Origin of the sequence: Methylobacterium carpenticola (genome assembly GCF_042748905.1) — a bacterium.
GTDB lineage: Bacteria > Pseudomonadota > Alphaproteobacteria > Rhizobiales > Beijerinckiaceae > Methylobacterium > Methylobacterium carpenticola.
Genome location: NZ_JBHZEO010000001.1, coordinates 1,315,721 through 1,341,742, shown reverse-complemented (window position 1 = coordinate 1,341,742; position 26,022 = coordinate 1,315,721). Strand labels below are relative to the sequence as shown.

25 protein-coding genes and 1 other RNA gene are annotated in these 26,022 nt (G+C 71.8%); 13 read left to right on the top strand and 13 right to left on the bottom strand.

The window, feature by feature from the left end; translation table 11 throughout:
- The first annotated feature begins 38 nt into the window (after window positions 1-38).
- Window positions 39-386, top strand: coding sequence for a DUF6460 domain-containing protein (locus tag ACE101_RS06465; RefSeq protein WP_379126960.1), 348 nt, complete (start codon window positions 39-41; stop codon window positions 384-386).
- A 6-nt stretch (window positions 387-392) separates the two neighbouring features.
- On the top strand, window positions 393-1,748 hold the full coding sequence (locus ACE101_RS06460) for an MATE family efflux transporter (RefSeq protein ID WP_379126958.1): 1,356 nt from the start codon (window positions 393-395) through the stop codon (window positions 1,746-1,748).
- Between the two features lie 12 nt (window positions 1,749-1,760).
- Here ACE101_RS06460 and ACE101_RS06455 read toward each other — a convergent pair whose 3' ends face one another.
- Window positions 1,761-2,840, bottom strand: coding sequence for a quinone-dependent dihydroorotate dehydrogenase (locus tag ACE101_RS06455; protein WP_379126956.1), 1,080 nt, complete (start codon window positions 2,838-2,840; stop codon window positions 1,761-1,763).
- 6 nt (window positions 2,841-2,846) lie between these two features.
- Window positions 2,847-3,194, bottom strand: coding sequence for a DUF952 domain-containing protein (locus tag ACE101_RS06450; protein ID WP_379126954.1), 348 nt, complete (start codon window positions 3,192-3,194; stop codon window positions 2,847-2,849).
- A gap of 142 nt (window positions 3,195-3,336) precedes the next feature.
- On the opposite strand from ACE101_RS06450, the gene ACE101_RS06445 reads away from it, so the two are divergent.
- Window positions 3,337-3,966, top strand: coding sequence for a S24 family peptidase (locus ACE101_RS06445; protein WP_379126953.1), 630 nt, complete (start codon window positions 3,337-3,339; stop codon window positions 3,964-3,966).
- Between the two features lie 28 nt (window positions 3,967-3,994).
- Here ACE101_RS06445 and ACE101_RS06440 read toward each other — a convergent pair whose 3' ends face one another.
- The 8 genes from ACE101_RS06440 to ACE101_RS06405 form a co-directional block, all read right to left on the bottom strand.
- Window positions 3,995-7,513: a NahK/ErcS family hybrid sensor histidine kinase/response regulator gene (locus tag ACE101_RS06440; RefSeq protein WP_379126951.1), complete on the bottom strand. Its 3,519-nt coding sequence runs from the start codon at window positions 7,511-7,513 to the stop codon at window positions 3,995-3,997.
- Window positions 7,514-7,664: 151 nt separating this feature from the next.
- Window positions 7,665-8,678 (bottom strand): peptidoglycan -binding protein, encoded by a 1,014-nt coding sequence (locus ACE101_RS06435; protein WP_379126949.1) that lies wholly within the window; start codon window positions 8,676-8,678, stop codon window positions 7,665-7,667.
- A 40-nt stretch (window positions 8,679-8,718) separates the two neighbouring features.
- Complete coding sequence (locus tag ACE101_RS06430; RefSeq protein WP_379126947.1) at window positions 8,719-9,705, bottom strand: flagellar motor protein MotA; 987 nt, start codon at window positions 9,703-9,705, stop codon at window positions 8,719-8,721.
- 169 nt (window positions 9,706-9,874) lie between these two features.
- Window positions 9,875-10,696 (bottom strand): TIGR00282 family metallophosphoesterase, encoded by an 822-nt coding sequence (locus ACE101_RS06425; RefSeq protein ID WP_379126945.1) that lies wholly within the window; start codon window positions 10,694-10,696, stop codon window positions 9,875-9,877.
- 5 nt (window positions 10,697-10,701) lie between these two features.
- On the bottom strand, window positions 10,702-11,289 hold the full coding sequence (locus ACE101_RS06420) for a 5-formyltetrahydrofolate cyclo-ligase (RefSeq protein WP_379126943.1): 588 nt from the start codon (window positions 11,287-11,289) through the stop codon (window positions 10,702-10,704).
- A gap of 7 nt (window positions 11,290-11,296) precedes the next feature.
- A non-coding RNA gene (gene ssrS, locus ACE101_RS06415) (6S RNA) lies at window positions 11,297-11,454 on the bottom strand.
- An 86-nt stretch (window positions 11,455-11,540) separates the two neighbouring features.
- Window positions 11,541-12,191, bottom strand: coding sequence for a bifunctional 4-hydroxy-2-oxoglutarate aldolase/2-dehydro-3-deoxy-phosphogluconate aldolase (eda, locus tag ACE101_RS06410; RefSeq protein WP_379126941.1), 651 nt, complete (start codon window positions 12,189-12,191; stop codon window positions 11,541-11,543).
- Window positions 12,188-13,123: a sugar kinase gene (locus tag ACE101_RS06405; RefSeq protein ID WP_379126939.1), complete on the bottom strand. Its 936-nt coding sequence runs from the start codon at window positions 13,121-13,123 to the stop codon at window positions 12,188-12,190. The genes eda and ACE101_RS06405 overlap by 4 nt, the downstream gene beginning before the upstream one ends.
- 182 nt (window positions 13,124-13,305) lie before the next feature.
- Between ACE101_RS06405 and ACE101_RS06400 the strand changes: the two genes are divergently transcribed.
- The 8 genes from ACE101_RS06400 to ACE101_RS06365 all read left to right on the top strand — a co-directional run bounded on the left by ACE101_RS06400 (window position 13,306) and on the right by ACE101_RS06365 (window position 19,840).
- Window positions 13,306-13,536 (top strand): hypothetical protein, encoded by a 231-nt coding sequence (locus ACE101_RS06400; RefSeq protein ID WP_379126938.1) that lies wholly within the window; start codon window positions 13,306-13,308, stop codon window positions 13,534-13,536.
- A 79-nt stretch (window positions 13,537-13,615) separates the two neighbouring features.
- The gene (locus ACE101_RS06395) at window positions 13,616-13,957 is read left to right on the top strand and encodes a hypothetical protein (protein ID WP_379126936.1); all 342 of its coding nucleotides are present in this window, start codon (window positions 13,616-13,618) and stop codon (window positions 13,955-13,957) included.
- 153 nt (window positions 13,958-14,110) lie between these two features.
- Window positions 14,111-15,451, top strand: coding sequence for a phosphoglucosamine mutase (glmM, locus tag ACE101_RS06390; RefSeq protein WP_379126934.1), 1,341 nt, complete (start codon window positions 14,111-14,113; stop codon window positions 15,449-15,451).
- Between the two features lie 165 nt (window positions 15,452-15,616).
- On the top strand, window positions 15,617-16,567 hold the full coding sequence (locus tag ACE101_RS06385; protein ID WP_379126932.1) for an outer membrane protein: 951 nt from the start codon (window positions 15,617-15,619) through the stop codon (window positions 16,565-16,567).
- A 131-nt stretch (window positions 16,568-16,698) separates the two neighbouring features.
- Window positions 16,699-17,538: an outer membrane protein gene (locus ACE101_RS06380; protein WP_379126930.1), complete on the top strand. Its 840-nt coding sequence runs from the start codon at window positions 16,699-16,701 to the stop codon at window positions 17,536-17,538.
- A 182-nt stretch (window positions 17,539-17,720) separates the two neighbouring features.
- Window positions 17,721-18,620, top strand: a complete 900-nt coding sequence (locus tag ACE101_RS06375) for an outer membrane protein (protein ID WP_379126928.1) — start codon at window positions 17,721-17,723, stop codon at window positions 18,618-18,620.
- A gap of 72 nt (window positions 18,621-18,692) precedes the next feature.
- Window positions 18,693-19,460 carry a glucose 1-dehydrogenase gene (locus ACE101_RS06370; RefSeq protein ID WP_379126926.1) on the top strand — a complete coding sequence of 256 codons (768 nt, stop codon included), beginning with the start codon at window positions 18,693-18,695 and terminating at the stop codon, window positions 19,458-19,460.
- 92 nt (window positions 19,461-19,552) lie between these two features.
- Window positions 19,553-19,840: a hypothetical protein gene (locus ACE101_RS06365; protein WP_379126924.1), complete on the top strand. Its 288-nt coding sequence runs from the start codon at window positions 19,553-19,555 to the stop codon at window positions 19,838-19,840.
- A gap of 3 nt (window positions 19,841-19,843) precedes the next feature.
- Here the strand turns inward: ACE101_RS06365 and ACE101_RS06360 are convergent, their stop codons facing one another.
- On the bottom strand, window positions 19,844-20,392 hold the full coding sequence (locus ACE101_RS06360; RefSeq protein WP_379126922.1) for an HNH endonuclease: 549 nt from the start codon (window positions 20,390-20,392) through the stop codon (window positions 19,844-19,846).
- A 561-nt stretch (window positions 20,393-20,953) separates the two neighbouring features.
- Here ACE101_RS06360 and ACE101_RS06355 point away from each other — a divergent pair.
- Window positions 20,954-23,554, top strand: coding sequence for a DUF3772 domain-containing protein (locus ACE101_RS06355; protein ID WP_379126920.1), 2,601 nt, complete (start codon window positions 20,954-20,956; stop codon window positions 23,552-23,554).
- Window positions 23,551-24,075, top strand: a complete 525-nt coding sequence (locus ACE101_RS06350; RefSeq protein ID WP_379126918.1) for a CAP domain-containing protein — start codon at window positions 23,551-23,553, stop codon at window positions 24,073-24,075. The genes ACE101_RS06355 and ACE101_RS06350 overlap by 4 nt, the downstream gene beginning before the upstream one ends.
- Before the next feature lie 120 nt (window positions 24,076-24,195).
- Here ACE101_RS06350 and ACE101_RS06345 read toward each other — a convergent pair whose 3' ends face one another.
- Together ACE101_RS06345 and ACE101_RS06340 are read right to left on the bottom strand one after the other, a co-directional pair.
- Entirely contained in the window at window positions 24,196-25,029 is an 834-nt protein-coding gene (locus tag ACE101_RS06345) for a flagellar motor protein MotB (protein ID WP_379126916.1), read from the bottom strand.
- Between the two features lie 25 nt (window positions 25,030-25,054).
- Window positions 25,055-25,828 carry a motility protein A gene (locus ACE101_RS06340; protein WP_379126915.1) on the bottom strand — a complete coding sequence of 258 codons (774 nt, stop codon included), beginning with the start codon at window positions 25,826-25,828 and terminating at the stop codon, window positions 25,055-25,057.
- Between the last annotated feature and the right edge of the window lie 194 nt (window positions 25,829-26,022).

Genomic DNA, 26,022 nt, shown 5'->3' with positions numbered 1-26,022 from the left:
AGCCCCGATCCCGCCCCCGCTCCGGTCCCGAGGATCCGATGTCCGACCCCAGATTCACCATGCCGCCCGGCCACTCGCACGATCCGCGGGGAGCCCACGACGGATCCGGCGCCCGGCGCGCCGGCTCGGAGCTGCGCCGCTTCCTCGGCGGCTCGCCGGCCACCGTGTTCGTCAAGCTCGTCTTCCTGTCGCTTCTCGTGGGCGCGGGCATGGCGATGGTCGGGATCACGCCGCGGGCGCTCTACTTCCACGCCTACGACACGGTGCGGGCACTGGCCGAACTCGGCTTCTCCACCTTCCACGATGCCGGCGCGTGGCTCGTGGCCGGCGCCGTCGTGGTCGTGCCGCTCTGGCTCCTCTCGCGGCTCCTCTCGGGCGGGCGGTAAGATCCCATGCAGGTCGGCTCCGCGCCCATGGTGACCAACCGCCGCGTCCTGGCGCTGGCGCTCCCGATGACGCTCGCCAACGTGACGACGCCGCTCCTCGGCGTCGTCGGGGCGGCGGCGATCGGGCGGCTCGGCGACGCCGCGCTCCTCGGAGCGCTGGCCCTCGGGGCGGTGATCTTCGACTACCTGTTCTGGACCTTCGGATCCCTGCGCATGGCGACCGCCGGGCTCACCGCCCAGGCCGCCGGCGCGGGGGATACTGCGGAGATCGACCGGGCGCTCGCCCGGGCCCTCGTCGTCGCGGGCCTCGTCGGGCTCGCGATGGTGGCGGCGCAGGCGCCCCTCGGCGCTGCGGCCTTCGCGCTCGCGGGCGCGAGCCCCGCGGTGACCGCGGCCCTCTCGACCTATTTCGGCATCCGGATCTTCGCGGCGCCCTTCACCCTCGCCAACTACGCGGTGCTGGGCTCGACGCTCGGGCGCGGGCGCACCGATCTCGGCCTCGCCCTCCAGGTCGCCATGAACCTCCTCAACATCGCGCTCACCGTGGCGCTGGTGCTGGGTTTCGATCTCGGGGTGGCGGGGGCGGCGCTCGCCACCGTCGCCGCCGAGGCCTTCGGCTTCCTCCTCGGCCTTCTCGTGCTGCGGCGGCTCGGCGCCCGGCCCTGGCGGGTCGCGCGGGGGGAGGTGCTGGAGCGGGCCGGGCTCCTGCGCATGCTCGCGGTGAACGGCGACGTCATGGTGCGCACCATCGCCATCATCATCGCCTTCGGCCTGTTCTCCGCGCTCGGCGCCCGGGCCGGCGACCTCACCCTCGCGGCCAACGCGGTGCTGCAGAACCTCTTCCTCGTCGGCAGCTTCTTCCTCGACGGCTTCGCCACCGCCGCCGAGGTGCTGTGCGGGCAGGCGCTCGGCGCCCGGGAGGAGGAGACCTTCCGGCGCGCGGTGCGCTACGCCGTGGGATGGTGCATCGGCTTCGGGCTCGCCGTCTCGGTGCTGTTCCTGACGACGGGCGGCCTCTTCATCGACGCGGTGACGACCAATCCGGAGGTGCGCGCCGTCGCGCGGCTCTACCTGCCCTTCGCGGCCCTCACGCCCCTCGTCGCGGCGGCCGCCTTCGCCTTCGACGGGATCTATATCGGCGCGACCTGGACCCGGCCGATGCGCAACCTGATGGTCGCCGCGCTCGCGGCCTATCTGGTGGTCCTCGCCGCGATCCACGGCCTCGGCAATACCGGGCTCTGGCTCGCGATCCTGACCTTCCTGGCCGCGCGCGGCCTCGGGCAGGCGCTGCTCTACCCGCGGCTCGCGCGCGCCGCCTTCCCGCAGGTGCCGCTCGGCGCGCAGCCCATGCCCGCGCGCTGAGCGGAGGCCGGATCACGCCATCCGGGCAAGCTCGGCGGCCTCGCGCCCGACGACCGCCGCGAGGCTCGTGCCCTCGCGGGCGAGACGCTCGGCGAGCCCGGCCTTGATCGTGCGGACGAGGCCCGGCCCGGCATAGACCAGGGCGGAATAGAGCTGCACGAGGCTCGCGCCCGCCCGGATCTTGGTCCAGGCGGCCTCCGCCGAATCGACCCCCCCGACGCCGACGAGCGGCAGGCGGTCGCCGACCCGCAGATACGCCTCGGCCAGGAGCCGGGTCGACGGCGCGAAGAGCGGGCGCCCCGAGAGGCCGCCGGTCTCGGCCGCGAGGGTGCGCTCGGTCAGGCTCGAGGGCCGGGCCACCGTGGTGTTCGAGATCACCAGCGCCTCGACCCCGCGCCGCAGGGCGGTGGCCGCCATGGCGTCGAGGGCGTCGAGGGTGATGTCGGGGGCGATCTTGAGCAGGATCGCCGTGCGCCGGGGCCGGTCCGCCTCGTCCCGGGCCGCCACGACCCGGGCGAGCAGATCGTCGAGGAAGGCCTCGCCCTGGAGGTCGCGCAGGCCCGGCGTGTTGGGCGAGGACACGTTGACGGTGATGAAATCCACCAGCCCCGCGAGGGTCTGCGTGCAGGCGACGTAGTCGGCGAGCCGGTCGGACGCCTCCTTGTTCGCCCCGATATTCGCGCCGATGAGGCCCGGCCGGCCCGCCCGCGCCGCGAGGCGCCGGCTCACCACCGCGAGCCCCTCGCTGTTGAGGCCGAACCGGTTGATGACCGCCCCGTCGCCCGCGAGGCGGAACACCCGGGGGCGCGGGTTGCCGGGCTGGGGTTGAGGCACCACGCCGCCCACCTCCACGAAGCCGAAGCCGAGCCCGAGCAGGGCGTCCGGCGCCTCGGCGCCCTTGTCGAAGCCCGCCGCGAGGCCGACCGGGTTGGGGAAGCGCCGGCCGAACACCGAGACCGCCAAGCGCGGATCGTCCGCCGGGGCGGGGACGGCCGGCAGCAGGGAGAGCGCCCGGATCGTGAGGCGATGGGCGGTCTCCGCGTCGATGGCGTGCAGGACGGGGCGGGCGAGGGGGAAGAGGGAGGCGAGCAAGGCGGATCAGCCGTCGAGGGTTGCGGGAAAGCGGTGCCGTCCGTCCGGCCCGAGGGGCAGGGGAACGACGGAGCGAACCGCGCCGAGCGGCAGCGTTCCGTAGAGATGCGGGAACAGGTCGCCACCGCGCGAGGGCTCATAGCGCAGGGCGCCGCCGAGCGCCTCCGCCTCGATGGCCGCGAGCACGAGGTCCTCCTGGCCGGCGAAGTGGCGCGCCGCGGTCTCCCGCACCTGCGCGGCCGTGGAGAAATGGATGTAGCCGTCCGCAAGGTCGACCGGCGCTCCGGTGAATTCGCCACGCGCCTCGGCCTCCCGCCACAGGGCGCTCGGCGCGATCTTGTAGATGAGGGGCATGCGAGAATCCTGTGATGAGTGGGGACCCGCGGCCCGAGTCAGCGGCAGCGGCGCCGAAAGCTTTGCGTTTCCGCTGACCCGAGGATAGGGTCCGCGTGGATAGATCGCTGATCTGTTGCGCACCCTCGCGGATACTCCGCCCATGTTGTCTCACGAGCGCATTTGGCTGGCGATCGACCATCTCGCGCAACGCCACGGTCTGACGCCTTCGGGCCTCGCCCGCCGGGCCGGTCTCGACGCGACGAGCTTCAACCGCTCGAAGCGCGTCGCGCCGGACGGCCGGAAGCGCTGGCCCTCGACGGAATCGCTGGCCAAGATCCTGCGTGCCACGGGCGCCTCCCTCGACGAGTTCCTGCAACTCATCGAGCCGCGCGCGATCGCGCCGGCCCCGGTCCTGCCGCTGATCGGCAGCACGGCGCTGGCCACGAGCCGGCAGGTCGGGCCGGACGGTCTGCCGGCGCTGAAGGGCTGGGAGGAGCTGGATTTCCCGGATCTGGGGACGCAGAAGTGCTTCGCCATCGAGGTGGAGGGGGACGGTCTGATGCCCCTCTACCATGACGGCAGCGTCCTCGTGGTCTGCGCGGCGGCCCCGGTCCGCCGCGGCGACCGCACGCTCGCCTGCCTCAGCGACGGCACGCTGCTCGCCGGCGATCTGCGCCGCCGCACCGCCCGCGCGGCGGAATTCGCCGCGATCGCGCCCGGCGAGCCCGAGCGGATGCTGCCCGCCGCCCTCATCGCCTGGATGGCCCGGGTGATGTGGGTGCGCCACTGATCCGACGCCCCGCGCGATCAAGGGCATCTCACGCCGGAGCCGCCCGTGCCGCCTGCCATTGGGTGAGCAGCGCGCGCAGGGCGGCCGGCTTGAGCGGCTTGGTGAGGAGATGGACGCGCTGGGCCGCAGCGGTGTCGCGCACCGGCGGCGAGCGGTCGGCGGTGAGCAGGACGGCCGGTACGTCCGCCGCCAGGGCGGCCCGCAGGGCCCCGATCAGGTCGAGGCCGTTGCCCTCGTCGAGGTGATAATCGGCAACGATGACCTCGGGCCGCAGGCGCCCGGCGAGCACCTGCTGGACGGCCTCGCCGAAGGAGCCCGCGGTCTCGACCCGGCAGCCCCAGCTCGTCAGAAGCCGCGCCATGCCGTCGATGATGGCCGGCTCGTTGTCGACGGCGAGCACCGACAGCCCCGCCAGGGCGGCGCTCGCCGGGCGCGGCGCCTCGACGGCCGCCTCCGGTGCCGGGCGCAGGGCGGCGAGCGGCACCGCCACCGAGAACACCGAACCGCGCCCCGGCACCGAGCGCAGCGAGACCGGGTGATCGAGGAGGCGCGCCGCCCGCTCCACGATCGACAGGCCGAGGCCGAGGCCACGGGCCACCTTGGCGCCCTGGTCGAGCCGCTGGAATTCCTGGAACACCACCTTCTGCTTGGAAGCCGGGATGCCGAGACCGGTGTCGCCGACCACCAGCGCGAGGCGGTCGCCCCGCCGCCGCGCGCCCACCAGGACGCGGCCCTGGGGCGTGTACTTGATGGCGTTCGAGACGAGGTTCTGGAGCAGCCGCCGCAGGAGCGGCCGGTCCGAGCGGATCACCAGCGTGCAGGGCATCACGGTGAGCGTGAGCCCCTTCTCGCGGGCCATCGGCTCGAATTCGCGCCGGATCTGGCGCAGCAGCTCCGATACCCGGAAGGTCGAGAATTGCGGCTTGAGCGCGCCGGTATCGAGGCGGGAGATGTCGAGGAGGGTGGTGAGGATCTCCTCCACCGCGTCCAGCGAGGCGTCGACGTTCTCGGCAAGCGACGGATCGCCCGCGCGATCCCGCTCCACCAGGGCGGTGGCGTAGAGCCGCGCCGCGTTCAGCGGCTGGAGGATGTCGTGGCTCGCCGCGGCGAGGAAGCGCGTCTTCGAGGCGTTGGCCTCGTCCGCCTCGCCCTTGGCCCGGGTCAGCTCCTCGTTGAGGCGGGTGAGTTCCTCGGTCCGCTCGCGCACGCGGCGCTCCAGCTCCTCGTTGAGGCGCATGCGCGCCTCCTCGGCGGCGACCGCGTCGGTGACGTCCGTGTAGGTCGCGACCACGCCCCCGTTCGGCAGCGGATTCGCCCGGATCTCGATCACGCGTCCGCTCGGATGCAGGCGCAGGCGCTGCGGCCCGGTCTCCTGCCGGAAGGAGGCGATGCGCTCGCGCACGAGATCGTCCGCCTGCCGGCCGCCATAGGTGCCGCGGGAGGCGTTGAAGCGCACGATCTCCTCGAGCGGCGTGCCGGTGCGGATCATGTCGCTCGGCAGGTCGTAGAGGTCGGCGAAGGCGCGGTTGAAGGCGATCAGGGTCATGTCGCGGTCGAACACCGTGATGCCCTGGCCGGCATGGTCGAGGCCCTGCTGCAGCAGGTCCCGGCTGTACTGGAAGGCCGCCGAGGCGTCGTCGAGAAGGCGCAGCGCCGCCTGCGGCGAGACGGTGCGCCGGCCCAGCAGCAGCGAGAAGGCGAGGCGCGCCGAGGCCGCGCCGATGGCCGAGGCCAGGAGATGCTCGGCGTGGCGCAGCTCGGCCAATCCCGCCACCGCGTCGGCCCGGAGCGGCGCGCGCCCGCTCGCGACGAAGAACTCCTCGAAGGCCCGGGCGGTGCGCTCCTCCCCGAGGAAGCGGGCCACCGCGTGATGCACCTCGCCGAAGGTCAGCATGCCGCGGAAGAGGCGGAAGCTCGGGGCGCCCTGCGCGCCCTCGTGGCCGAAGGCCTCGGCCTGCAGGCGCTCGATCGCGCTCGGCGCGCGCAGCAGGGAGAAGCCCACATAGGCCAGCGCGTTGAGGCCGAGGCTCCAGAGCGTGCCGTGGACGAGGCGCGGCAGCTCGTCGAGGCCCATCAGGGCGGTCGGGCTCAGGGCCTCGATCCCGAACGGCCCGGCGCGGAGAAGCTCGGCGGCGAGAGCGTCCGGCCCCTCCCCGAACAGGCTCGGCAGGAGCAGCGTGTAGGCCCAGACCGCGAGGCCGATGGTGAGGCCCGCCGCCGCACCGAGCCCGGTCCCGCGGCGCCACAGGATCCCGCCGAGGAAGGCCGGGGCGATCTGCGCCACCGCCGCGAAGGACAGGAGGCCGATCGCCGAGAGCGCCACCTCGCCCGCGACCCGGGAATACGCGTAGGCCGCCAGGATCACCACGACGATGGCGACACGGCGCACGCCCAGCACGACGCCGCCGAGATTCGACGCGCCGCCGCCCGGCCGGCGGCGCAGCACCACCGGGATCACGAGGTGGTTGGAGATCATGATCGCCACCGCGACCGATTCCACGATCACCATGGCGGTCGCGGCCGAGAGGCCGCCGATGAAGGCGATGAGCGCGATCCCGTCCGCCCGCTCCGCGAGGGGCAGGGCGAGCACGGTCATGTCCCGCGCCACGGTGCCGTCCGGAAACAGCATCAGCCCGACGACCGCGAGGGGCACGACGAAGAGGTTGATGAGCACGAGGTAGAGCGGGAAGGTCCAGGCCGCCCGCCCCACATCGGCCACCGCCCGGTTCTCGACCACCGCCATGTGGAACTGGCGCGGCAACAGCAGGACCGCGCAGGCCGAGAGCAGGGTCTGGATCAGCAGGGTGCCGGTGCCGGAGGTGTCCGCGGCGAGGGAGGCGGCGCCGCTCGCCATCGCCTCGGGCGTCACCACCGGCGCGTCGCGCAGGATCCAGCCGATCACGAAGCCGCCGACCACCAGGAAGGCCAGGAGCTTGACCAGCGATTCGAGGGCGATGGCCAGGGTGAGGCCGTCCTGGTGCTCGGTCGCGTCGGCGTGCCGCGTCCCGAAGGCCACCGCGAAGCCCGCGAGGACCAGGGCGGTGAACAGGCCGAGATCGCCCATCAGGTTCTGGATGCCGGCGCCGGCCCCATCGGTCGCGTGCAGGAAGACCTGGAGCGAGGCGGCCACCGCGCGCAACTGGAGGGCGATGTAGGGGATCGCCCCGACGATGGCGATGAGGCAGACGAGGGCGGCGATGCGCTCGCTCTTGCCGTAGCGCGCGGCCACGAAGTCGGCGATGGAGGTGGAGTTCTGGGCCTTGGCGATGCGCACCACCCGGGCGACCATCCGGTGCCCGAGGCCGATCACGAGAACCGGGCCGACATAGATCGTCAGGAAGTCGAGGCCCGAGCGGCTCGCGAGGCCCACCGAGCCGAAGAAGGTCCACGACGTGCAGTAGACCGCGAGCGAGAGCGCGTAGATGGTCGGCCGCACGCGCTCGTCGCGCATCAGGCGGCGGCCCGAGACGTCGCCCCAATGGGCCACGGCGAACAGGGCGCAGATGTAGATGAGCGCCGTCAGCACCACTGCCCATCCGCCGATCATCGCCGCTGTCCGTGTCTCGTCGTCGGGCCCGAGGGCCGGGGCCACGTGATCGGCCAAGTGATGGGTCACGTGACCGCGTGATGGGCCAAATGACCGAGCGCCTGTCATAGACCCGGCCGGCCGCCGAGACGAGAGAGGCGTCGACGGCCGCTCAGCGCTCGGTCAGCTTCAGCTCGATGCGGCGGTTGCGGGCATAGGCTTCCTCGCCGGTGCCGCTGTCGAGGGGCTGGAACTCGCCGAAGGCGCCGGCGAGCAGGCGCTGGGGCGGGATGCCGCGGCCCGCGAGGTACTGCACCACCGCGATGGCGCGGGCCGCCGAGAGCGCCCAGTTCGACGGAAAGGCCGAGGAGCTGATCGGCCGCGCATCCGTGTGGCCGTCGACCCGCAGCACCCAGGGAATGTCCGAGGGGATCTGGCGGTTGAGTTCCACGATGGCCGCAGCGATGCGGTCGAGCTCCGGGCCGGCCTCCGGGCGCAGGGTGGCTTGGCCGGCGGCGAACAGCACCTCGGATTGCAGCACGAAGCGGTCGCCGACGACGCGGATATCCGTGCGGTTGCCGAGGATCTGCCGCAGGCGTCCGAAGAAGTCCGAGCGGTAGCGGGCGAGTTCCTGCACCCGCTGGGCCAGGGCCACGTTGAGACGGCTGCCGAGATCGGCGATGCGCGCCTGGCTCTCGCGGTCGCGGGTCTCGGAGGCGGCGAGGGCCTCCTCCAGCGCCGCCAGCTGCTGGCGCATGGCCGAGATCTGCTGGCTCAGCAGCTCGACCTGCGACAGGGCGCGGGCGGTGGCGCCCTTCTCGGCCTCGAGCTGGCGCCCGAGTTCCGTCGCCTTGCCCTGCGCGCCCTGGTCGCTCGACAGGGTCTCCTGCAGGCGCCGCCGGTCCGACTCGGATTCCTGGAGATTCGAGCGCAGGGCGGCCGCCGTCTCCTCCAGGACGCGGCGGCCGTTGCGCTCGAGGGCCAGGAGATCGGTCAGCTCCGCGATCTGCTTGTTGAGGCGGTCGAGCACCGTGTCGCGGCCGGTGATCTCCTGCGAGAGGAAGAACTGGCCGGTGACGAAGATCGTCAGCAGGAAGACGACCGAGAGCAGCAGCGTGGTGAGCGCGTCGACGTAGCCCGGCCAGACGTTGAGGGAGCGCTCGCGGCGCAGGACGCGGCCGGCCATCAGCGGGCGTCCCGGCGCGCGACGATCTCGCGCGGGCGCATCAGCCCACCCGCTCGCGGCTCAGGCGCTCCAGCACCTGCTTCAGCTCGCGCTCGCGGCTCGCCTGCGCCTCGACCCAGTCGCGGATCATCTGCTGCTCGGCCCGCATGTGCTGCACGAGGCCCTGGATGCCCTCGGCGAGGTTCGCCATGGCCTGGGTGCTGGAGCGGCTGTTGCCGGTGCTGTCGCCGACGAGGGTGGAAAGCCGCGTGACCGCCTCGGCGAGGTCGCGCAGCGAGGCGTCCGAGGTCCGCGCCGGCAGGACCACGCCCGCCGCCGCCTCGGGCCCGGCGCGGCTCGCGAACCAATCCTCCAGCTGGTTGATGAAGCGGTTATGCGCCTGTCCCGCCTGAAGGTCGAGGAAGCCGATGGTGAGCGAGCCCGCGAGGCCGAACAGGGAGGCCGAGAAGGCGAGGCCGATGCCGGAGAGCGGCACGGCGAGCCCGCTCTTCAGCTCGTCGAACATCACCGCCGCGTCGCCGCCGCCCGCCCGCATCGAGCGGATGACGCCGCCCACGGCCGAGAGCGTGTCGATGAGGCCCCAGAAGGTGCCGAGGAGGCCGAGCAGGATCAGGATCCCGGCGATGTAGCGCAGGGCCTCGCGGCCCTCGTCGAGGCGGGAGGCGACGGTGTCGAGGAGCGGGCGGAAGCCCGACGGCGCGACCGGCTCCCCCGCGCTCACCGTGCGCACCAGCGGCGCGAGGGCGGCGACCACGCGCGGCTCGCCCGCGCCCTGCTCCCCCGCCGCCGTGCGGTTGACGAAGCGGACCTCGCGGAAGAGGCGCTGCACCTGGCCGAAGGCGAGCAGGATCGCGATGAACAGGACGCCGAGGATCAGGCCGTTGAGGCCCGGATTCGCCATGAAGGCGGGAACGATCTGCCGGTAGAGCACGAAGGCCAGGAAACCGACCAGGATCAGGAACACCACCATGCGGACGAGGTAGATCCGGGGCGATGTCAGGGGAGGGGACGCAGCACTCGCCGCCATCGCGTGGTTCGTCTCGCTCTGTCAGGGTCGCGGCGCCGGCCGCCGCGCGCGTGGTGCTCCCGCCCGGACCGATCCCGGCGCAGCCGGCGGCACTGTGCCGGCTGGGCGCCCGCGGATCAAGCCGCGGCGGCGGCAGTCAAAACACGCATGACGGTTTCGGGGAGCGGGCTCAGTCCCAGTGGCGGGGCCAGGTCTCTTCGAGATGGGGGCCGAGGCGCACGGCGGAGACGCGGCGGGCGAGGCCGGTGGCGTCGTCGGTCTCGACGGCGATCCCGCACAAGGTGCCCTCGCCGCTGGCCGCTTCGAGGCGCGCGCCGGGGGTCTTCTGCAAGAAGCGGCGCACCGGCTCGTCCTTCTGCATGCCGAGCACCGAATCGAAGTCGCCGCACATGCCCGCATCGGACTGGTAGGCGGTGCCGCCCGGCAGGATGCGGTGATCCGCCGTGGGCACGTGGGTGTGGGTGCCGACGACCAGGGTCGCCCGCCCGTCGAGGAAGTAGCCGAAGGCCTCCTTCTCGCTCGTCGCCTCCGCGTGGACGTCGACGATGACCGCGTCGGCGGCGAGCCCGAGCGGGCAGGCCGAGACCTCCCGGTCGGCGGCCGTGAAGGGATCGTCCAGGGGGTCGAGGAAGATCCGGCCCATCACGTTGACCACCAGCACCCGGGCGCCGGAGCGCGTCTCGACCACGGTGGCGCCGCGGCCCGGCGTGCCCGGCGGGTAGTTGGCGGGGCGCACGAGGCGCGGCTGGCGCTCGATGAAGACCAGCGCCTCGCGCTGATCGAAGGAGTGGTTGCCGAGGGTGACCGCGTCGGCGCCCGCGTCGAGCAGCTCGTCGCAGATCGTCTCGGTGATGCCGAACCCGCCCGCCGCGTTCTCGCCGTTGATCACCACGCAGTCGAGCCGCCAGCGCTCGCGCAGGCCCGGCAGGCGGTCCGCGACCGCGTTGCGGCCCGGCCGCCCGACCACGTCACCGAGGAAGAGCAGGCGCATGAGGATCAGGCTCCGGTGGGCTCGATCACGGCCGTCTCGGTGACGACGCGGTCGAGGCGGCGGTCGTGGGGGCTGTCGGGCACGGCGGCGATCTCCTGGACCGCGAAGGCCACGCCCACGGCGAGGATCGGTCCGTCCTGCGACAGGCTCGCGAGCGCCCGGTCGTAATAGCCCTTGCCGTAGCCGATGCGGTGGCCGCGCCGGTCGAAGGCGGCGAGCGGGACGAGGAGGGCGCGGGGGCGGACCACGGGCGCGTCCGGACCCGGCTCGCTGAGGCCGAAGCCGCCCGCCCGCAGGGCCTCGGCATCGGTCACCTGCCTGAAGACGAGTCCTGCGGGCGTCACCTGCGGCAGCGCCACCGCCTGGCCCCGCTCCCGCAGGGCCGCGATCAGCGGGCGCACGTCGACCTCGCTGCGGATCGGCCAGTAGGCGCTCACGAGCACGGCGCGGGCGAGGTCGGGCAGGGCGAGCACCGAGGCCGCGATGCGGCGCGAAGCTTCGGCCCGGATGTCGGGGGCGAGTTCATCCCGCCGCGACAGGGCCTCTCTCCGGAGGAGGGCCTTGTCGGGGGAAGCGACGGACGTGTCGGACATGGAGAAGCGCGGAGCCACGAAAGCCGTTGGAGAATCGATCCCGGGAAACCTACAGCGTAGGTGGGCGCCGTGTGCCCCGGTCCACGGACCAGGGCGGGGACAGCTCCCGAGGGAGTCGATAAGGCCCCGGGGATATGTGTCTCCTGACGCACCCCGCAGCCCCGCCTCCCTCATGTAGCGTCGGTCGGGGCCCGGCGCCAGAGGCCTCGTGCGAGGCTCTGCCTCGTGCGAGACGACGCCGCGTGCGGGCTTCAGGCCAGCCCGGCGAGCGTGCGCCGCGCCCGCTCGGTGATCGCCGCGAAGCGGCCCTCGCGGATCTCGGCCTCGGGCGCGAGCCAGGAGCCGCCCACCGCCACCACGTTCGGCAGCGCCAGCCACGCCTTGGCATCGGCCTCGCCGATGCCCCCGGTCGGGCAGAAGCGGGCCTGCGGGAAGGGCCCCGCGAGGGCCTTCAGCGCCGCCTGCCCGCCCGCCGGCACGGCGGGAAAGAACTTGGCGATGCGAAAGCCCGCGGCGAGCACCTGCATCAGCTCGGAGGGGGTCGCGATGCCGGGCATGAAGGCCATGTCGCTATCCGCCGCGGCGCGCAGCAGCTCCGGGGTGGCGCCCGGGCTGAGCGCGAAGCGCGCGCCGAGGTCGTGGGCGGCCTGGAGATCCTCCGGCGTCAGCACCGTGCCGATCCCGACCACCGCCTCCGGCACCTCCGCGATGATAGCCCGGGCGGCGTCGCGGGCCACGGGCGTGCGCAGGGTGATCTCGAGGGTGCGGATGCCGCCCGCGACGAGGGCGCGGGCGAGCGGCACCGCATGCGCCAGCTCCGGCACGGTGATGACCGGGATCACGGGCGCCTCGGCGAGGAGCGCGTCGAGGCGGGCGAGGCGGGATTCGGCGGGGCTCGTCATTCGCTGTCTCCGGTGGCCCCGAAGGGCAGGGCTGGCATGGCGGCGGCGGGGATCACGGCGCCGCGATGACCGATCACCGCGCCCGCGAGCCGGTGGCCGCAGACCGCAGCCTCGCGGGGCGGCAGGCCGGCGAGGCGCGCCGCCAGATAGCCCGCCGCGAAGCTGTCGCCCGCCGCCGTGGTGTCGACGATGGGCTCGACCGGCTCGGCGGGCACGGTCTCCTCGTGATCCCCGTGCAGCAGGCGCGCGACCGGCGTGCGGGCGCTGCTCTCCTTGAGGATGATCTCGGCGCGCCCGCGATGGCGCAGCACCTCGTCCGTGCCGGTCTCGCCGTAGAGCCAGTCGAGATCCTCCTCGGAGGCGAAGATCAGGTCCGCGGCGGCCATCGCCTCGCGGAAGACCGCCCGGGCCAGCGCCCGGTCGGGCCAGCCGCGCGGCCGGTAGTTGGTGTCGAAGGCGGCGCGGCCGCCGCGGGCGCGCAAGGCGGCCAGGGTCTCGGCGAGGGCCGCCCGCCCGGCCTCTCCGTAGAGCGAGAGGCTGATGCCGGAGAAGTAGACGACGTCGTAGGTCTCGAGGGCGGCCCGGGTGGCGCCGGCCTGCGGCTCGGTGAAGAGATCGCGCGCCGCGGCGCTGTCGCGCCAGTAGTGGAAGCTGCGCTCGCCGGCCCCGTCGGTGCGGATGATGTAGAGCCCCGGCATGCGGCCGGGCAGGCGGCGCACGCGCTCCAGACCGATGCCCTCACGCGCCCAGGCCTGGGCCATCTCCTCGCTCCAGGGATCGTCGCCGAGGGCGGTGACGTAATCCACCGCGACACCGAGACGCGCGAGATAGAGGGCAGTGTTGAGGGTGTCACCGCCGAAGCCGCGCGCCAGCGCCCCGTCCGGACGCTCGGCCAGCTCCACCATGCACTCTCCGACGCAGGCCACCCTCATCCGGTCGTCTCCCCCTGTGAGACCGTCAGGCCTAAGCGGCGGCGCGACGTTGTCAACGCCGCGGCCGGCGCCATCCGCCCCGACATTCGCCGGACCCGGACCTAAGCCCCCTTGCAGTGAGCCGGCAAAAGGAGTGTAAGTGCCCCGGGTGATCCTACGTCAAGCGGCGGGAATTCGAGGTCATGCCTACCTACCGTCTCCAGGTCGCCACGCGGGATCGGCACGGCACGGTCGGCCGCGCGCTGCAGGACGTGCGGATCGAGGCCGCCGGGGTGCGGCAGGCTTCGGCGCGCGCCCTCGGCCGGGCCGACGAGCTCTTCTCGGACGACGCCACGCTGGTGTGGCTCACGGACGAGGCGGGCGAGCTCGTGTGGACGCTGCCGATCGAGGAGGCCGAGCGGGCGGAGGCCTGAGCCGCCCGGCCATCCTCGCGCCGCAATGGGAGGGCGATAGCGGTTCGGTGAGCGCCGGTCGGCGCGCCGGACCCCTGCGATGAGACCGCTGATCCTCGCCCTGTGCCTGTCGATCCTCGCCGCGCCGGCCTTGGCCGATTGGCGCTACTGCCTCGCCCGGGGCCCGCATCGCACGGTCTACGTGTCGGCGCCGTTCTCGTCCCTGGAGACGCTGGACCGCCTCGGCACGGCCTTCGCCCAGGAACTCGACCGGGAGAGGCACGCCCACGATCCGGTGCAATGCCCCCGCGCCGAGGAGGCGGCGTCCCTGCGGGCCATGCGGCACTCCGCGCTTCGCTTCAACCGCGAGGAGGGCGAGACCATCGTGGAACTCGACTGGCTGCCCGAGCGTGATGCCCGCACCGCCGGGACCCGGCCCTGAGCGGAGCTGCCGGCGGAAGCCCGGCGCAACCATGTCTTAGGCTGCCGCGTGTTTATGGTCGTGCTTCGGCACGATGCTATGGAGGCGCCGCCGCGTCACGCCGGGGAATCCGGCCCTGTGCGAGGCGGACCGAACCGAGACGAGGAGACGGTGTTGCGCAAGTACTTCGGAACCGACGGAATCCGGGGGCGCGCGAACGGCGTCATCACCCCGGAACTCGCCCTCAAGGTCGGGCAGGCGGCGGGCCTGCTGTTCCAGCGCGGCGACCACCGGCACCGGGTGGTGATCGGCAAGGACACCCGGCTCTCGGGCTACATGATCGAGACCGCGCTCGTCGCCGGCTTCACCTCGGTGGGCATGGACGTGCTGCTGCTCGGCCCGATGCCGACACCGGCCGTCGCGATGCTGACGCGCTCCATGCGCGCCGATCTCGGCGTGATGATCTCGGCCTCGCACAACCCCTACGAGGATAACGGCATCAAGCTGTTCGGGCCGGACGGCTTCAAGCTCAACGACGAGGTCGAGCACGAGATCGAGCGCCTGCTCGATTCCGACCTGCAGAAGCGCCTGTCGGGCTCGGCCGATCTCGGGCGCGCGAAGCGGATCGAGAGCGTGCATGCCCGCTACATCGAGTTCGCCAAGCGCACGCTCCCGCGCAACATCACCCTCGACGGCCTGCGCGTGGTGGTGGACTGCGCCAACGGCGCCGCCTACCGGGTGGCGCCCGAGACCTTGTGGGAACTCGGGGCCGAGGTCATCGCCATCGGCACGGAGCCGGACGGCTTCAACATCAACCGCGACGTCGGCTCCACCGCCCCCGACGCCCTGGTGCACAAGGTGCGCGAGCTGCGCGCCGATATCGGCATCGCCCTCGACGGCGACGCCGACCGGGTGCTCGTCGTGGACGAGAAGGGCCAGCGGGTGGACGGCGACCAGCTCATGGCGGTGGTCGCCCGGTCCTGGCGGGACGACGAGCGGCTGACGCAGCCGGGCATCGTCGCCACGATCATGTCCAATCTCGGCCTCGAACGCTATCTCGGCGGCCTCGGCCTCAGCCTCGTGCGCACGGCGGTGGGCGACCGCTACGTCCTCGAGCACATGCGCGAGCACGGCTACAACCTCGGCGGCGAGCAATCCGGCCACATCATCATGTCCGACTACGCCACCACCGGCGACGGGCTGGTGGCGGCGTTGCAGCTCCTCACCGTGGTGCAGCGCCAGCAGCGCCCGGTGAGCGAGGTCTGCCACTGCTTCGACCCGCTGCCGCAGGTGCTGAAGAACGTGCGCTACGGCGCCGGGGAGCCGCTGCGGCAGGATTCCGTCGTCACCGCCATCGAGGGCGCCCGCCTGCGGCTCGGCAATGCCGGCCGCCTGGTGATCCGCCCCTCCGGCACCGAGCCGGTGATCCGCGTGATGGCGGAGGGGGACAACCGCGAACTCGTGGTCGAGGTCGTCGACGAGGTCGTGGAAGCCCTGCGTCGCGCGGCCGCCTGATCGGCCCGTGTCTTTCCCCGCACATGACTCGGTCTTGTTTATCGTCAGGTAGGGATAAGGTTTAACGTTAAGCGGGGGTTTACCTCTTGCGTTGAAACTCATGACGTTATCCAGGGCAGGCCGCTGCGCCGACATGCGGCCCGGCCCTTCAATCAAGGATTCGTCATGGGCCGCTCCAAGCCACTCGCGCTGGCGCGCATCGTCACGGTCGCCGCGGCGGTGGGTGCGCCGGGCCTCGTCCGCGCGGCCGACCTGCTCCCACCGCCTCCGCCACCGCTGCCCCCGCCGCCGGTGGAGATGGGGGGAGGCTGGTATCTGCGCGGTGATGTCGGCGCGAGCATCTACACCGAGCCGCATCTCTCGACGGTGCCTCAGCCGGACCCGGTTCACTATTACGGCAGCGAGATCGGCGGCGGCGGCTTCGCGGGAATCGGCGTCGGCTATCAGGTCAATCCCTGGCTGCGCGGCGACGTCACCGGCGAGTACCGGTTCTCGGCCGGGATGCGGGCCAACGACCGCATCAACGCGCCGCCCTACACCGTGCAGGGCCCGGACGGGCTGCGCGGCGTGTTCTCCGACCAGACGGACGAGACGACGAACGGCCACCTCTCCTCCGCCGTCGTGCTGGCGAACGTCTACGCCGATCTCGGCACGTGGTACGGCGTGACCCCGTTCGTCGGCGGCGGCGTCGGCGTCGCCTTCAACCACCTGTCGGGCTTCTCCGACAACAGCGTCAACCTGATCAAGTACAACCTGATCGATGCGAACGGGAACGTCGGCAGCGACGTCTACTCGCAGGGCGGCTCGAGCGGCGGCGTCTACAAGTCCAAGACGACGACGAGCTTCGCCTGGGCCCTGCACGCGGGTCTCTCCTACGCGGTCACGCCCGGCCTGAAGCTCGAACTGGCCTACCGCTATCTCAATCTCGGCGAGGCGCGCACCGGCGTGCTGAACTGCTTCTGCGGCCAGAGCTACGCACCGATCAAGGTCAAGGACATCGAGTCCCACGACATCAAGCTCGGCATGCGCTGGCTGTTCGGCGTGCCCCTGGTCGCGCCGATGCCGCCGATCGCCGCCTACGAGCCGCCCCCGGGTCCGATCGTCCGCAAGTACTGACGCGCCGATCCGAGCAGGATCGCCCGATGCAGTCCCGCTTGGGCATCCGTTCCCCGCGCGACAGCGCATCATCATCACCGCAGGCAACATGGGCGGCGCCACCCACCGGGCGCACCGCCGGAGAGAGCATCATGGAAGGATCGCGTCACTGCTGGGCGGCCGCGGCGCTCGGTGCCGTCCTGGTCGCCGCCTCGCCGGCAGGGGCCGCCGACCTGCTGCCGCCCGCCCCGCCGCTGCCGGCGCCGGCACCGGCCGTGGAGATCGGCACGGGCTGGTACTTGCGCGGCGACTACACGGCGAGCGATTTCCGCCGGCCGGGCGACGACACGCTCCCGGGCACGCCCGGGGCCAAGCTGGTCGACCTGCGCCTGAGTTCCACGGACGGCTACGGCGGCGGCATCGGCTACCGGTTCAACAGCTTCCTGCGGGCCGACTTCACCATCGACGCCCGCACCGCCAGCCGCTTCCACGATTACAGCTCCCGCACCAATTTCGTGGAGGGCTACAACGAGGAGGCGGGCAAGCTCGACGTCCTCACCGGTCTGTTCAACGTCTATGCCGATCTCGGCACGTGGTGGGGCTTCACGCCCTATGTCGGCGCGGGCATCGGCTTCGCGGAGAAGCGCTTCCACAACGCCTGGACGCGGACCACCTGCACCACCGTCACCTGCGGCGACACCCAGCCGATCTACGCGATCGGTCCGCAGACGACCGATGCGCGGGCGAACCACAGCGTCACCACCTTCGCCTGGGCCGCCATGGCGGGCCTGTCCTACGAGGTCGCCTACGGCGTCAGCATCGACGCGAGCTACCGCTACCTCGATATCGGCAAGGCGCGGACCGGCTTCGACGCCTACGGCTACAACACCCGCCTGAAGGACGTCACCGCCAACGAGTTCCGGATCGGCCTGCGCTGGGCCTTCGGCGGCCTGCCCTTCGCGGGAGCCGGCGGGCTGCCCGCCGTCTACTGAACCCGCTCCGGCGCGGCGCGCGCCGACCCCACGAGAGGCCCGGAGCGGCAGGACCGCTCCGGGCCTCCCTCGTTTTGCACCATTCCTCTCCGTCCTCCGCAAGACAATCTTAAGGTTACCTAGCGATTATGAGACGTGACAATTGACCATTGACGCCGACGCCTCGTCGGGGGATCGCTCTCATGCGTATCGTGACCTCAGGACTTCTCGCCGCTCTGTGCCTGGGCGGGCTCGATCCGGCGCTGGCGGCCGATCTCGACTTCGGAACCCTGCGCGGCAGCAGCTTCGATGCGCCGGCTCCCGTGGGGAACTGGGACGGCGTCTATGTCGGCGGACATGGCGGCTGGTCGAGCGCCAGCTTCGGGTTCGGCAACGTCTTCCAAACGCCGGTCGCGAACTACTTCCGGCGATCCACCTATGAATCGAATTTCGGCGCCTCGTCGCTTCTGTATCCCCAAAGCGCGCGGCGCGACGGCACCTCGTTCGGCGCCTATCTCGGCATCAACTTCCAGTTCGACGAGATCGTCGCCGGCGCCGAACTCGACTACACCCATCTCGGCGTCCAGGGGACGACCATCGACGCGATCGGCCGCCAGAATCTCACGAACGGATACTGGCAAGCGCTCGACCTGATCGGGGAGGCGAAGACCAAGATCGAGGACTACGCCACGCTCAGGGCCCGGTTCGGCTACGACGTCGGAAACGTCATGCCCTACGTCACCGCCGGCCTCGCCATCGGCCGTGCCCGGATCACCGACACGGTCGCGGTCGAAGCGAACGGCTACGATCAGGCCACCTACAACAGCAACAAGGCCTCGGGCGCCAACGCCCCGGTCATGCACGACGGCTACGCCTCGTTCAATCAGGCCGATGTCACCCAGAGCGTACCGGCCGGCCCGACCGTGATCACGAAATCCCGTGAGAAGATCGTCGGCGGCATCGCGGCCGGGGCGGGTCTGGAATTCGCGCTCACCAGCAGCATCCTGCTGCGGGCCGAGTACCAGTACGTGCAGTTCAATGATTTCGACGGGCACAAGGCCAACATCAACACCGTACGCGGCGGCGCGGCGCTCAAGTTCTGAGGCGCTTGCGGCAGGCCCCGAACCGGCCCAGTGTCGCGCGCCGCCGCCCGGCGGCGCGATGCGGAGCCGAGGATGCAGCGTCTCTCCGGGAAGGTCGCCCTGATCAGCGGCGGCGCGCGCGGAATCGGCCTCGCGACCGCCCGGCGCTTCGCGGAGGAGGGGGCCGCCGCAGTCATCCTCGCCGACATCGACGCGGAGGCCGGCGCCCGGGCCGCGGCCACGCATCCGGCCTTCCATTTCACCGCCCTCGACGTGACCCGCGACGCGGCGTGGCAATCGGCGGTGGACGAGGCGGTGCAGCGCTTCGGGGGCCTCGACGTGCTGGTCAACAGCGCCGGCATCGCGGTCGTGGCGACGATCGAGTCGGTCACCCTCGAGCAATGGCGCCGGGTGCAGGACATCAACGTCGACGGCACCTTCCTCGGCTGTCGCCACGCCGTGCGGGCGATGAAGCCGCCGCAGGGACGCGGCGGGGCGATCATCAACCTCTCCTCCGTCTCCGGGATCGTCGGTGGCCACAATCTCGCGGCCTACAATGCCTCGAAGGGGGCCGTGCGGCTGCTGACGAAATCCGTGGCGCTGCATTGCGCCCGCCAGGGCTACGGGATCCGCTGCAACTCGATCCATCCGGGCTTCACCGAGACGGACATGCTCTACGATCTGGCCGCCGGCGGGCGCGACCCCGAGGCGCTGCGGGAGCGGCTGCGGGCCTCGGTGCCCCTCGGCCGCAACGCGCAGGCCGACGAGATCGCCGCCATGGCCGCCTATCTGGCGGCGGACGAATCGCGCTTCGTCACCGGGTCCGAATTCGTCATCGACGGCGGCGTCACCGCGCAATAGGGCGGAAACCATGCGGACGGATCGGGCGCGGCCCTTAACGGGCGAGTCGCTCCGGACCGCGATCCTCCCGGGACCCCGTGGAGATCCCGCCCATGCGCCGCTCCGTCCTGTCCGCCGGTCTCCTGCTCGGCCTCGCCGTGGCGACGCCGGCCGCGGCCGATGGCCTCCCCGCGGAACGGCCCGCCCGCACGGACGCGCGCGCGCGCCGCGAGGTCACGTCCATTCCGCGCGAGGCGCGGGCGGCGCGGCATCGTCAGCCGCGCCTCGCCGCGCCGGTCGCCAACGGGGAGCCTGTGGGTGAACCCTACCTCGCCTGGATGCCACGCAACGAGCGCCTGCCGATCTACAACGAGCCGCCGCCCGTCTTCCCGGAGCCCTGAGGCTCAGGTCTCCAGCTCGCTGTCCCAGTACAGGTAATCGATCCAGGTGTGGTGGTACTGCCGGTGGTCGAATTCGGGCTGGCGGCGGTGCAGCTCGTGGCGGCTCGGCCGGCGCGGCAGGTTGCGGAGGGGCATCTCCGCCTCCTCGGGCGTGCGGTTGGCCTTGCGCAGGTTGCAGGGGCTGCACGCCGCGACCACGTTCTCCCAGCTCGATTGACCACCGCGCGAGCGCGGCACCACGTGGTCGAAGGTCAGGCCGCCGGCGGGGAGCCGCAGCCCGCAATACTGGCAGCTGAACGTGTCGCGCAGGTAGATGTTGTAGCGCGTGAAGGCGGGGCTTCGCGCCATCGCCACGTAGCTCTTCAGCGCGACGACGCTCGGCACCTTGAGCGCGCGGCTCGGGGAGCGGGCCTCGACGTCGTAGCTCGCCACCAATGTGACGCGGTCGAGGAACAGGGCGGTGAAGGCGTCCTTCCAGGACCACAGAGAGAGCGGATTGTACGAGAGCGGCCGATAATCCGCGTTCAGCACGAGGGTTTGCAGATCCAGCATCATCCTGCCCTGGCAACGGTCCGGCTGCGGCGAGGGCGCCCGGCGGGGGACCGGGGCTCGCGACGCGGGCGGAGGCAGGGGATGGGATGCATCGCCTACCTCACGCTCTGTCCGGGGGGAGTGAGGGGACACGGCGGAAGGCCGGCATGGCCGCCGGTCGGGCGGGTGCCGCGGATCGAGTGCGCCCGGGGCTGTACCGGGCATCTGTGCTGCCGGACCGAGATGATCGACGCCATCTGTTCGCAGCAGACCGGAGGGGCCGAGTCCATTGTTCCGTCATTCTAGTAGCAGGATGACACGGTTGTGAAGGTTTCGGGCTCCGCCTGCGGTGTCGCGCCCACAGCCGCATCCGGGGCCGGCCGCGGGCGCACGGGCGATCTTTCGCCCCATTGCTCGGCGATGGGGGATCCGCCCTCCACCCGAGGCGGCCCCTGCGTTACTTGTGCGGGGCAAGCCGGAGCCGCGAGGGCTTCGATCCCCGTGAGGACGTGCCCGGACCGCCGGGTCCGCAGGACGAGAAGGACCGCCATGACATCGTTGCGCCGATGGATCGCCGCCCTGATGACCGCCGCCGTCCTGGTGCCGGGCCTCGCGGCCGCGCAGGGCCCCGCGGCGAAGCCGGATGCCAAGGCCCCCACCGCGCAGGCGGCTCCCGCCGCTCCGGCGACTCAGGCGGCCCCGCCGGCTCCTGCGCCCGCCGCTCCTGCCCCCAAGCCGCAGCCGACCCCGATCTCCGAGCAGATCAAGCAGATTCGCGCCCAGCTCGATCAGGAGAAGGCGGATCTCGACCAGCGCGAGCAAGCGCTCACCCATCAGAACCTCAACAAGGACGATCTCGCACTCCTGCGCGACGGCATCGATCCCGTGGCCGAGCGGCTGCGCCACGTCATCGACAGCCTGGGCCCGCGCCTCGAAGCCGCCAAGGAGCGCCTGAACCAGCTCGGGCCGAAGCCCAAGGAGGGCGCCGAGGCCCCCGACGTCGCCCAGGAGCGCGCGCAGCGCGAGGGCGGCGTCGCCGAGATCGACGAGACCATGCGGCTCGCCCGCTCGCTCCTCGTGCAGAGCGAGCAGATCACCGACCAGATCAGCAATCGCCGCCGCACCGCCTTCACCCGCGCCCTGTTCGAGCGCACGGACGGGCTGCTCAGCCCGAACCTCTACGCGCGGGCGGCTTCGAGCCTGCCGCGCGACGTCAAGGCGGCCGAGACGGCCCTCGACGACATCGTCCGGCAGGTGCAGCGCAGCGGCACGCCCCTGCGCCTGCTGGTGGTCGCGCTCGCCATCGGCGTCTCGGTGGCGCTCTACATCGCCCGCCGGCACATCGCGCCGCGGCTCGGGCGACGCGATGCCGCCAACGAGAAGACCAAGGCGCCGAGCCGCCGCGCCAAGGTGCTGGCCGCCTGGCGCGTCGTGCTGTCGGGCGCCGTGCCGGCCCTGGCCGGCAGCTTCCTGGTGAGCTTCGCCATCGAGGCGACCGACCTGATGCCGGACCGCTACTCCACCGTCGCGCACGGGGTGCTGATGGCGCTCGCCTTCGTGGCCGTGGTCGAGGCGGTGACGGACGCGCTCCTCTCGCCCGGCAAGCCCGACTGGCGGCTCGTCGCCATGGAGGACGCGACGGCCGAGCGCCTGACCCGCCTCGTGGTCGGCATCGCCTTCGTCATCGCCATCGGGCGCACCATCGAGGAGTTCAACGAGGCGATCTCGGTCGGCCTGCCGATCAGCATCGTCACCCGCGGCATCTTCGCGGCGGTGGTGGCCGTGGTGATGGCCGAGGGCCTGCGCCGCTTCGCGGCCCGCGCGGAGACCGAGGAGGCCTGCTTCGGCCCCTACGTGGCGGCGGAATCGAGCACCGGCATCGGCGGCCCCCTGCGCATCGTCGGCTGGGTCGTCACCGCTGCGGTCGCGCTCTGCGCCCTGTCCGGCTACATCGCGCTCTCGTCCTTCCTCATCGACCAGCTGGTCTGGACGGCCATCGCGGCGGCTTTGCTCTACCTCGCCATCACCAGCGCGGACGCCTTCATCACCGGCACGCTGCAGGACGATTCGCGGATCGCCACCGCCCTCCAGGCCAATACCGGCCTGCGCAAGAAGTCCCTCAACCAGATCGCCGTCCTGATGGGTGGTCTCGTGCGCGTGGTCCTCGGTGTCGTGGCGGCGGTGCTGCTGCTGGCGACCTGGGGCGTCGATTCGACCGACATCTACACCTCGGTGCGGGCGGCCTTCTTCGGCTTCAAGGTCGGCGACGTCACGATCTCGCTCTCGACCATCGTCATCGCGGTCGGGCTGTTCCTGCTCGGCCTGACCGTCTCGCGCGTGGTCAAGCGCTGGCTGGAGAACACCTATCTGCCGGCCACCGACCTCGAGGCGGGCCTGCGCAACTCGATCGCGACGGTCACGGGCTATGTCGGCTTCCTGGTCTCGCTCGCCATCGCCTTCTCGTATCTGGGCCTGAGCCTGGAGAAGATCACCATCGTGGCCGGTGCCCTCTCGGTCGGTATCGGTTTCGGCCTGCAATCGATCGTCAACAACTTCGTCTCGGGCCTGCTGCTGCTCTGGGAGCGGCCGATCCGCGTCGGCGACCTCGTGGTGATCGGCGACAACGAGGGCTACGTCCGGCGCATCAGCGTGCGCTCGACGGAGATCCAGACCTTCGACCGCTCGGCCGTGATCGTGCCGAACTCCAACCTGATCTCGGGCGTGGTGAAGAACCGGGTGCGCGGCGACCGCACCGGACGGGTGTCGATCACCGTGAACGTCCTGCGCAACCAGGATCCGGTGCGGGCCGCGGACCTCATCGCCGGCTGCGCCCGGGCGCATGCCGACGTGCTGAAGGAGCCGCCGCCCCGCGTGGTGTTCCGCAAGATCGGCGATCCGTTCCTCGAATTCGAGATGATCGCGATGATCACCGACGTCGCCTCGCAGCTGAAGGTGCAGAGCGACCTGAATTTCGCGGTGTTCAAGACCTTGTCGGAGGAGGGGCTCATCCCCAATCTCGGGCCAGGGGCGAGCATCGTCACCGTGCAGGGACTGGAACCGGTTCAGGACGCGTTGGGGCAGATCGCCCGGGCCGTGGTGCCCGGGATCGCATCCCCGACCGATCCGGCGGTTCCGAACCCGGGCGGCGGCGAGCGCCGCCGAATGCCCGAGTCCGTCCCGTGAGCCTGACGCACGCCGCCTCCCGGTCGATCACCCGATCGGTCACCCTTTTGGCCCTCGGCGCTGCCCTCGCGGGCTGCGCCGGCGGCGAGGCCGTGCGCCAGACGGGGCCGGCCGGCCCCTCGCTCTACTGGCCGATGACCGCGGCGGGGGCCCAGCTCGACCTCGCCACCGCGCGCGACATGATCGGGGCCTACCGGCGCAACAAGGGCCTGCCTCCGCTCGCCCTCGATCCGGGACTCCAGCGCCTCGCCGAGACGGAAAGCGCCGCCATGGCGGCCGCCGACCGGCCGAGCCAAGCCGACATCGTCAAGACGGTGGCGGCCCGGATGGGCTTTCCCGACCCCAAGGCCAATCTCTCGGCGGGCTACCACACCCTCGCGGAGGCCTTCTCCGGCTGGCGCGACAGCCCGGCCCACAACGCGGTGCTGCTCGCGCCCGACGCCACCCGCATGGGCATCGCCACCGCCTACGCGCCGGGCTCGAAGTACAAGGTCTACTGGACGCTCCTGGTCTCGAAGTAATCCGTCGCCGCAGGGCCTATTTGACCAGTTCGGCCGGCCGTCCCATCCGCGACCTCAATCTGAGGTCGCGGGCTGGAGAAGGCGTTTGGGGAGAGATCGCCGGGAGCCGTCGGCCGGTTCTCACGGCAGGGCCACGCCGGGCGGCAGGGGCGGGGCGTCGCGCAGGAGCGTGATCGTCACCCGGCGGTTGGCCGCGATGTAGGGATTGTCCGGGAAGAGCGGCTCGGTATCGGCCTTGCCGGAGACGATCGTGAAGCGCTCGTCCGGAATGCCGGCGCCCGCCAGCGTCTCGCGCACGCTGATCGCGCGGCCGGTTGAGAGTTCCCAGGGCGGGGCGGCCGGGCGGCGGCCGGGGCGGGTCGCCGAGGTGTAGCCCGCGATCGCGATCCTGTTCGACATGCCGCGGATCGTCGGGGCCAGCCGCTCAAGCACCTGCCGGGTGCGGTCGTTCGGGCGGGTCGAGCCGTCGGGGAACATCGAGCGGCCGTCCTGATCCACCAGCGAGACGTCGAGGCCGCGCTGGGTCTCGTGGATCAGCACGTTCTTCGAGAGTTCGGCGATGTCGGGCAGGTCCTGCAGGGCCTGCCGCAGGCTCGCCATGGCGAGGCCGAAGCCGTCGCGGTAGCCGTTCTGGGGCACGCCGTTGTCGAAGACCTCGTCGGGCGAGGGGGGCGTCGTGCGGTCCGAGGCCTTGTCGGGCGTGACGTCGCGCAGGTCGCGCAGCCGCGTGGCGCTCGGCAGCCCGTTCTTCTCGATGATGCCGTTGAACCGGCTCTCCCGGTTGTTGCCGAAGGCGTCGCGCATCGAGCCGGCAACCGCCTGGAGCTTCTTCTGGTCCTGGGTCGAGTAGGCGGCGATCATCACGAAGAAGCTCATGAGGAGCGCCATCAGGTCGGCGAAGGTCACGAACCAGCCGTGACCGCCATGGGCGCCGCCCCGCTTCTTCCTGGCCACTGGTGCGTCCTCGGGCTCGCCGGGCTCACGCCGCCTCGGCGGCGAGTTCCTCGCGGGTGTTGTGGGGCAGGTAGGCGATCAGCATCTCGCGCACGAGCGAGGCGCTCTTCGAGTCGCGGATCAGCAGGACGCCGTCGATGATGAGGGAGCGCGAGACGTCCTCCTCCTCCAGCTTGACGTGCAGCTTGTCGGCGATCGGCAGGGTGATCATGTTGGCGATGAGCGCCCCGTAGAGCGTGGCGAGCAGCGCCGTCGCCATGGCGGGGCCGAGCTTCGAGGGGTCCGACATGTTGGCGAACATCGTCACCATGCCGAGGATGGTGCCGATCATGCCCCAGGCCGGGGCGCAGTCGCCGAAGGCCCGGTACACCTTCGAGCCCTCCTCCAGATGCATCAGGAAGTTGTCGCGGTCGCGCTCCATCGTGTCGCGGATGAACTCGCGGTCGTAGCCGTCCGCGATGTAGCGCACCCCCTGGGCCAGGAAGGGGTCGGAGATCTCCATGTTCTCGACGGCCATCGGGCCGGACTTGCGCACCACCTCGGCGATCTTGGTGATCTCGTCGATGAGGTCGCGCGGCTTGATGGAGCGCATGCTGAAGGCGTAGCGCAGGCCCATCGGCACGCCGTGCACGATCACCGAGAAGGGGAAGCGCAGCATGGTGGCGGCCGTCGCCCCGCCGAAGATCACGATGACGGCGTGCTTGTCGAAATAGGCCGCGAAGTTCCCGCCATCGATGAGGATCAGCACGATGACGACGGCGACGCCGCCGAGCAGGCCGAGGCCGGTTGCGAGATCCATGACGCTGCGTACTTCCTGTCGCGGGACGAGTCCGGGTCATCCATCCCCAGCCTAGGGGGATCGTGCTCAACGAAGCGTAAAGGCCCTGCCCCCGCGCCCGTCCCGTCATGCGCCGTTCAGGCGAAATCCGTCATGAAGGGAGCATGGCGAAGGGCTTGAACGTCCGACGCCGCGGACGAGACGGGCGACGGATC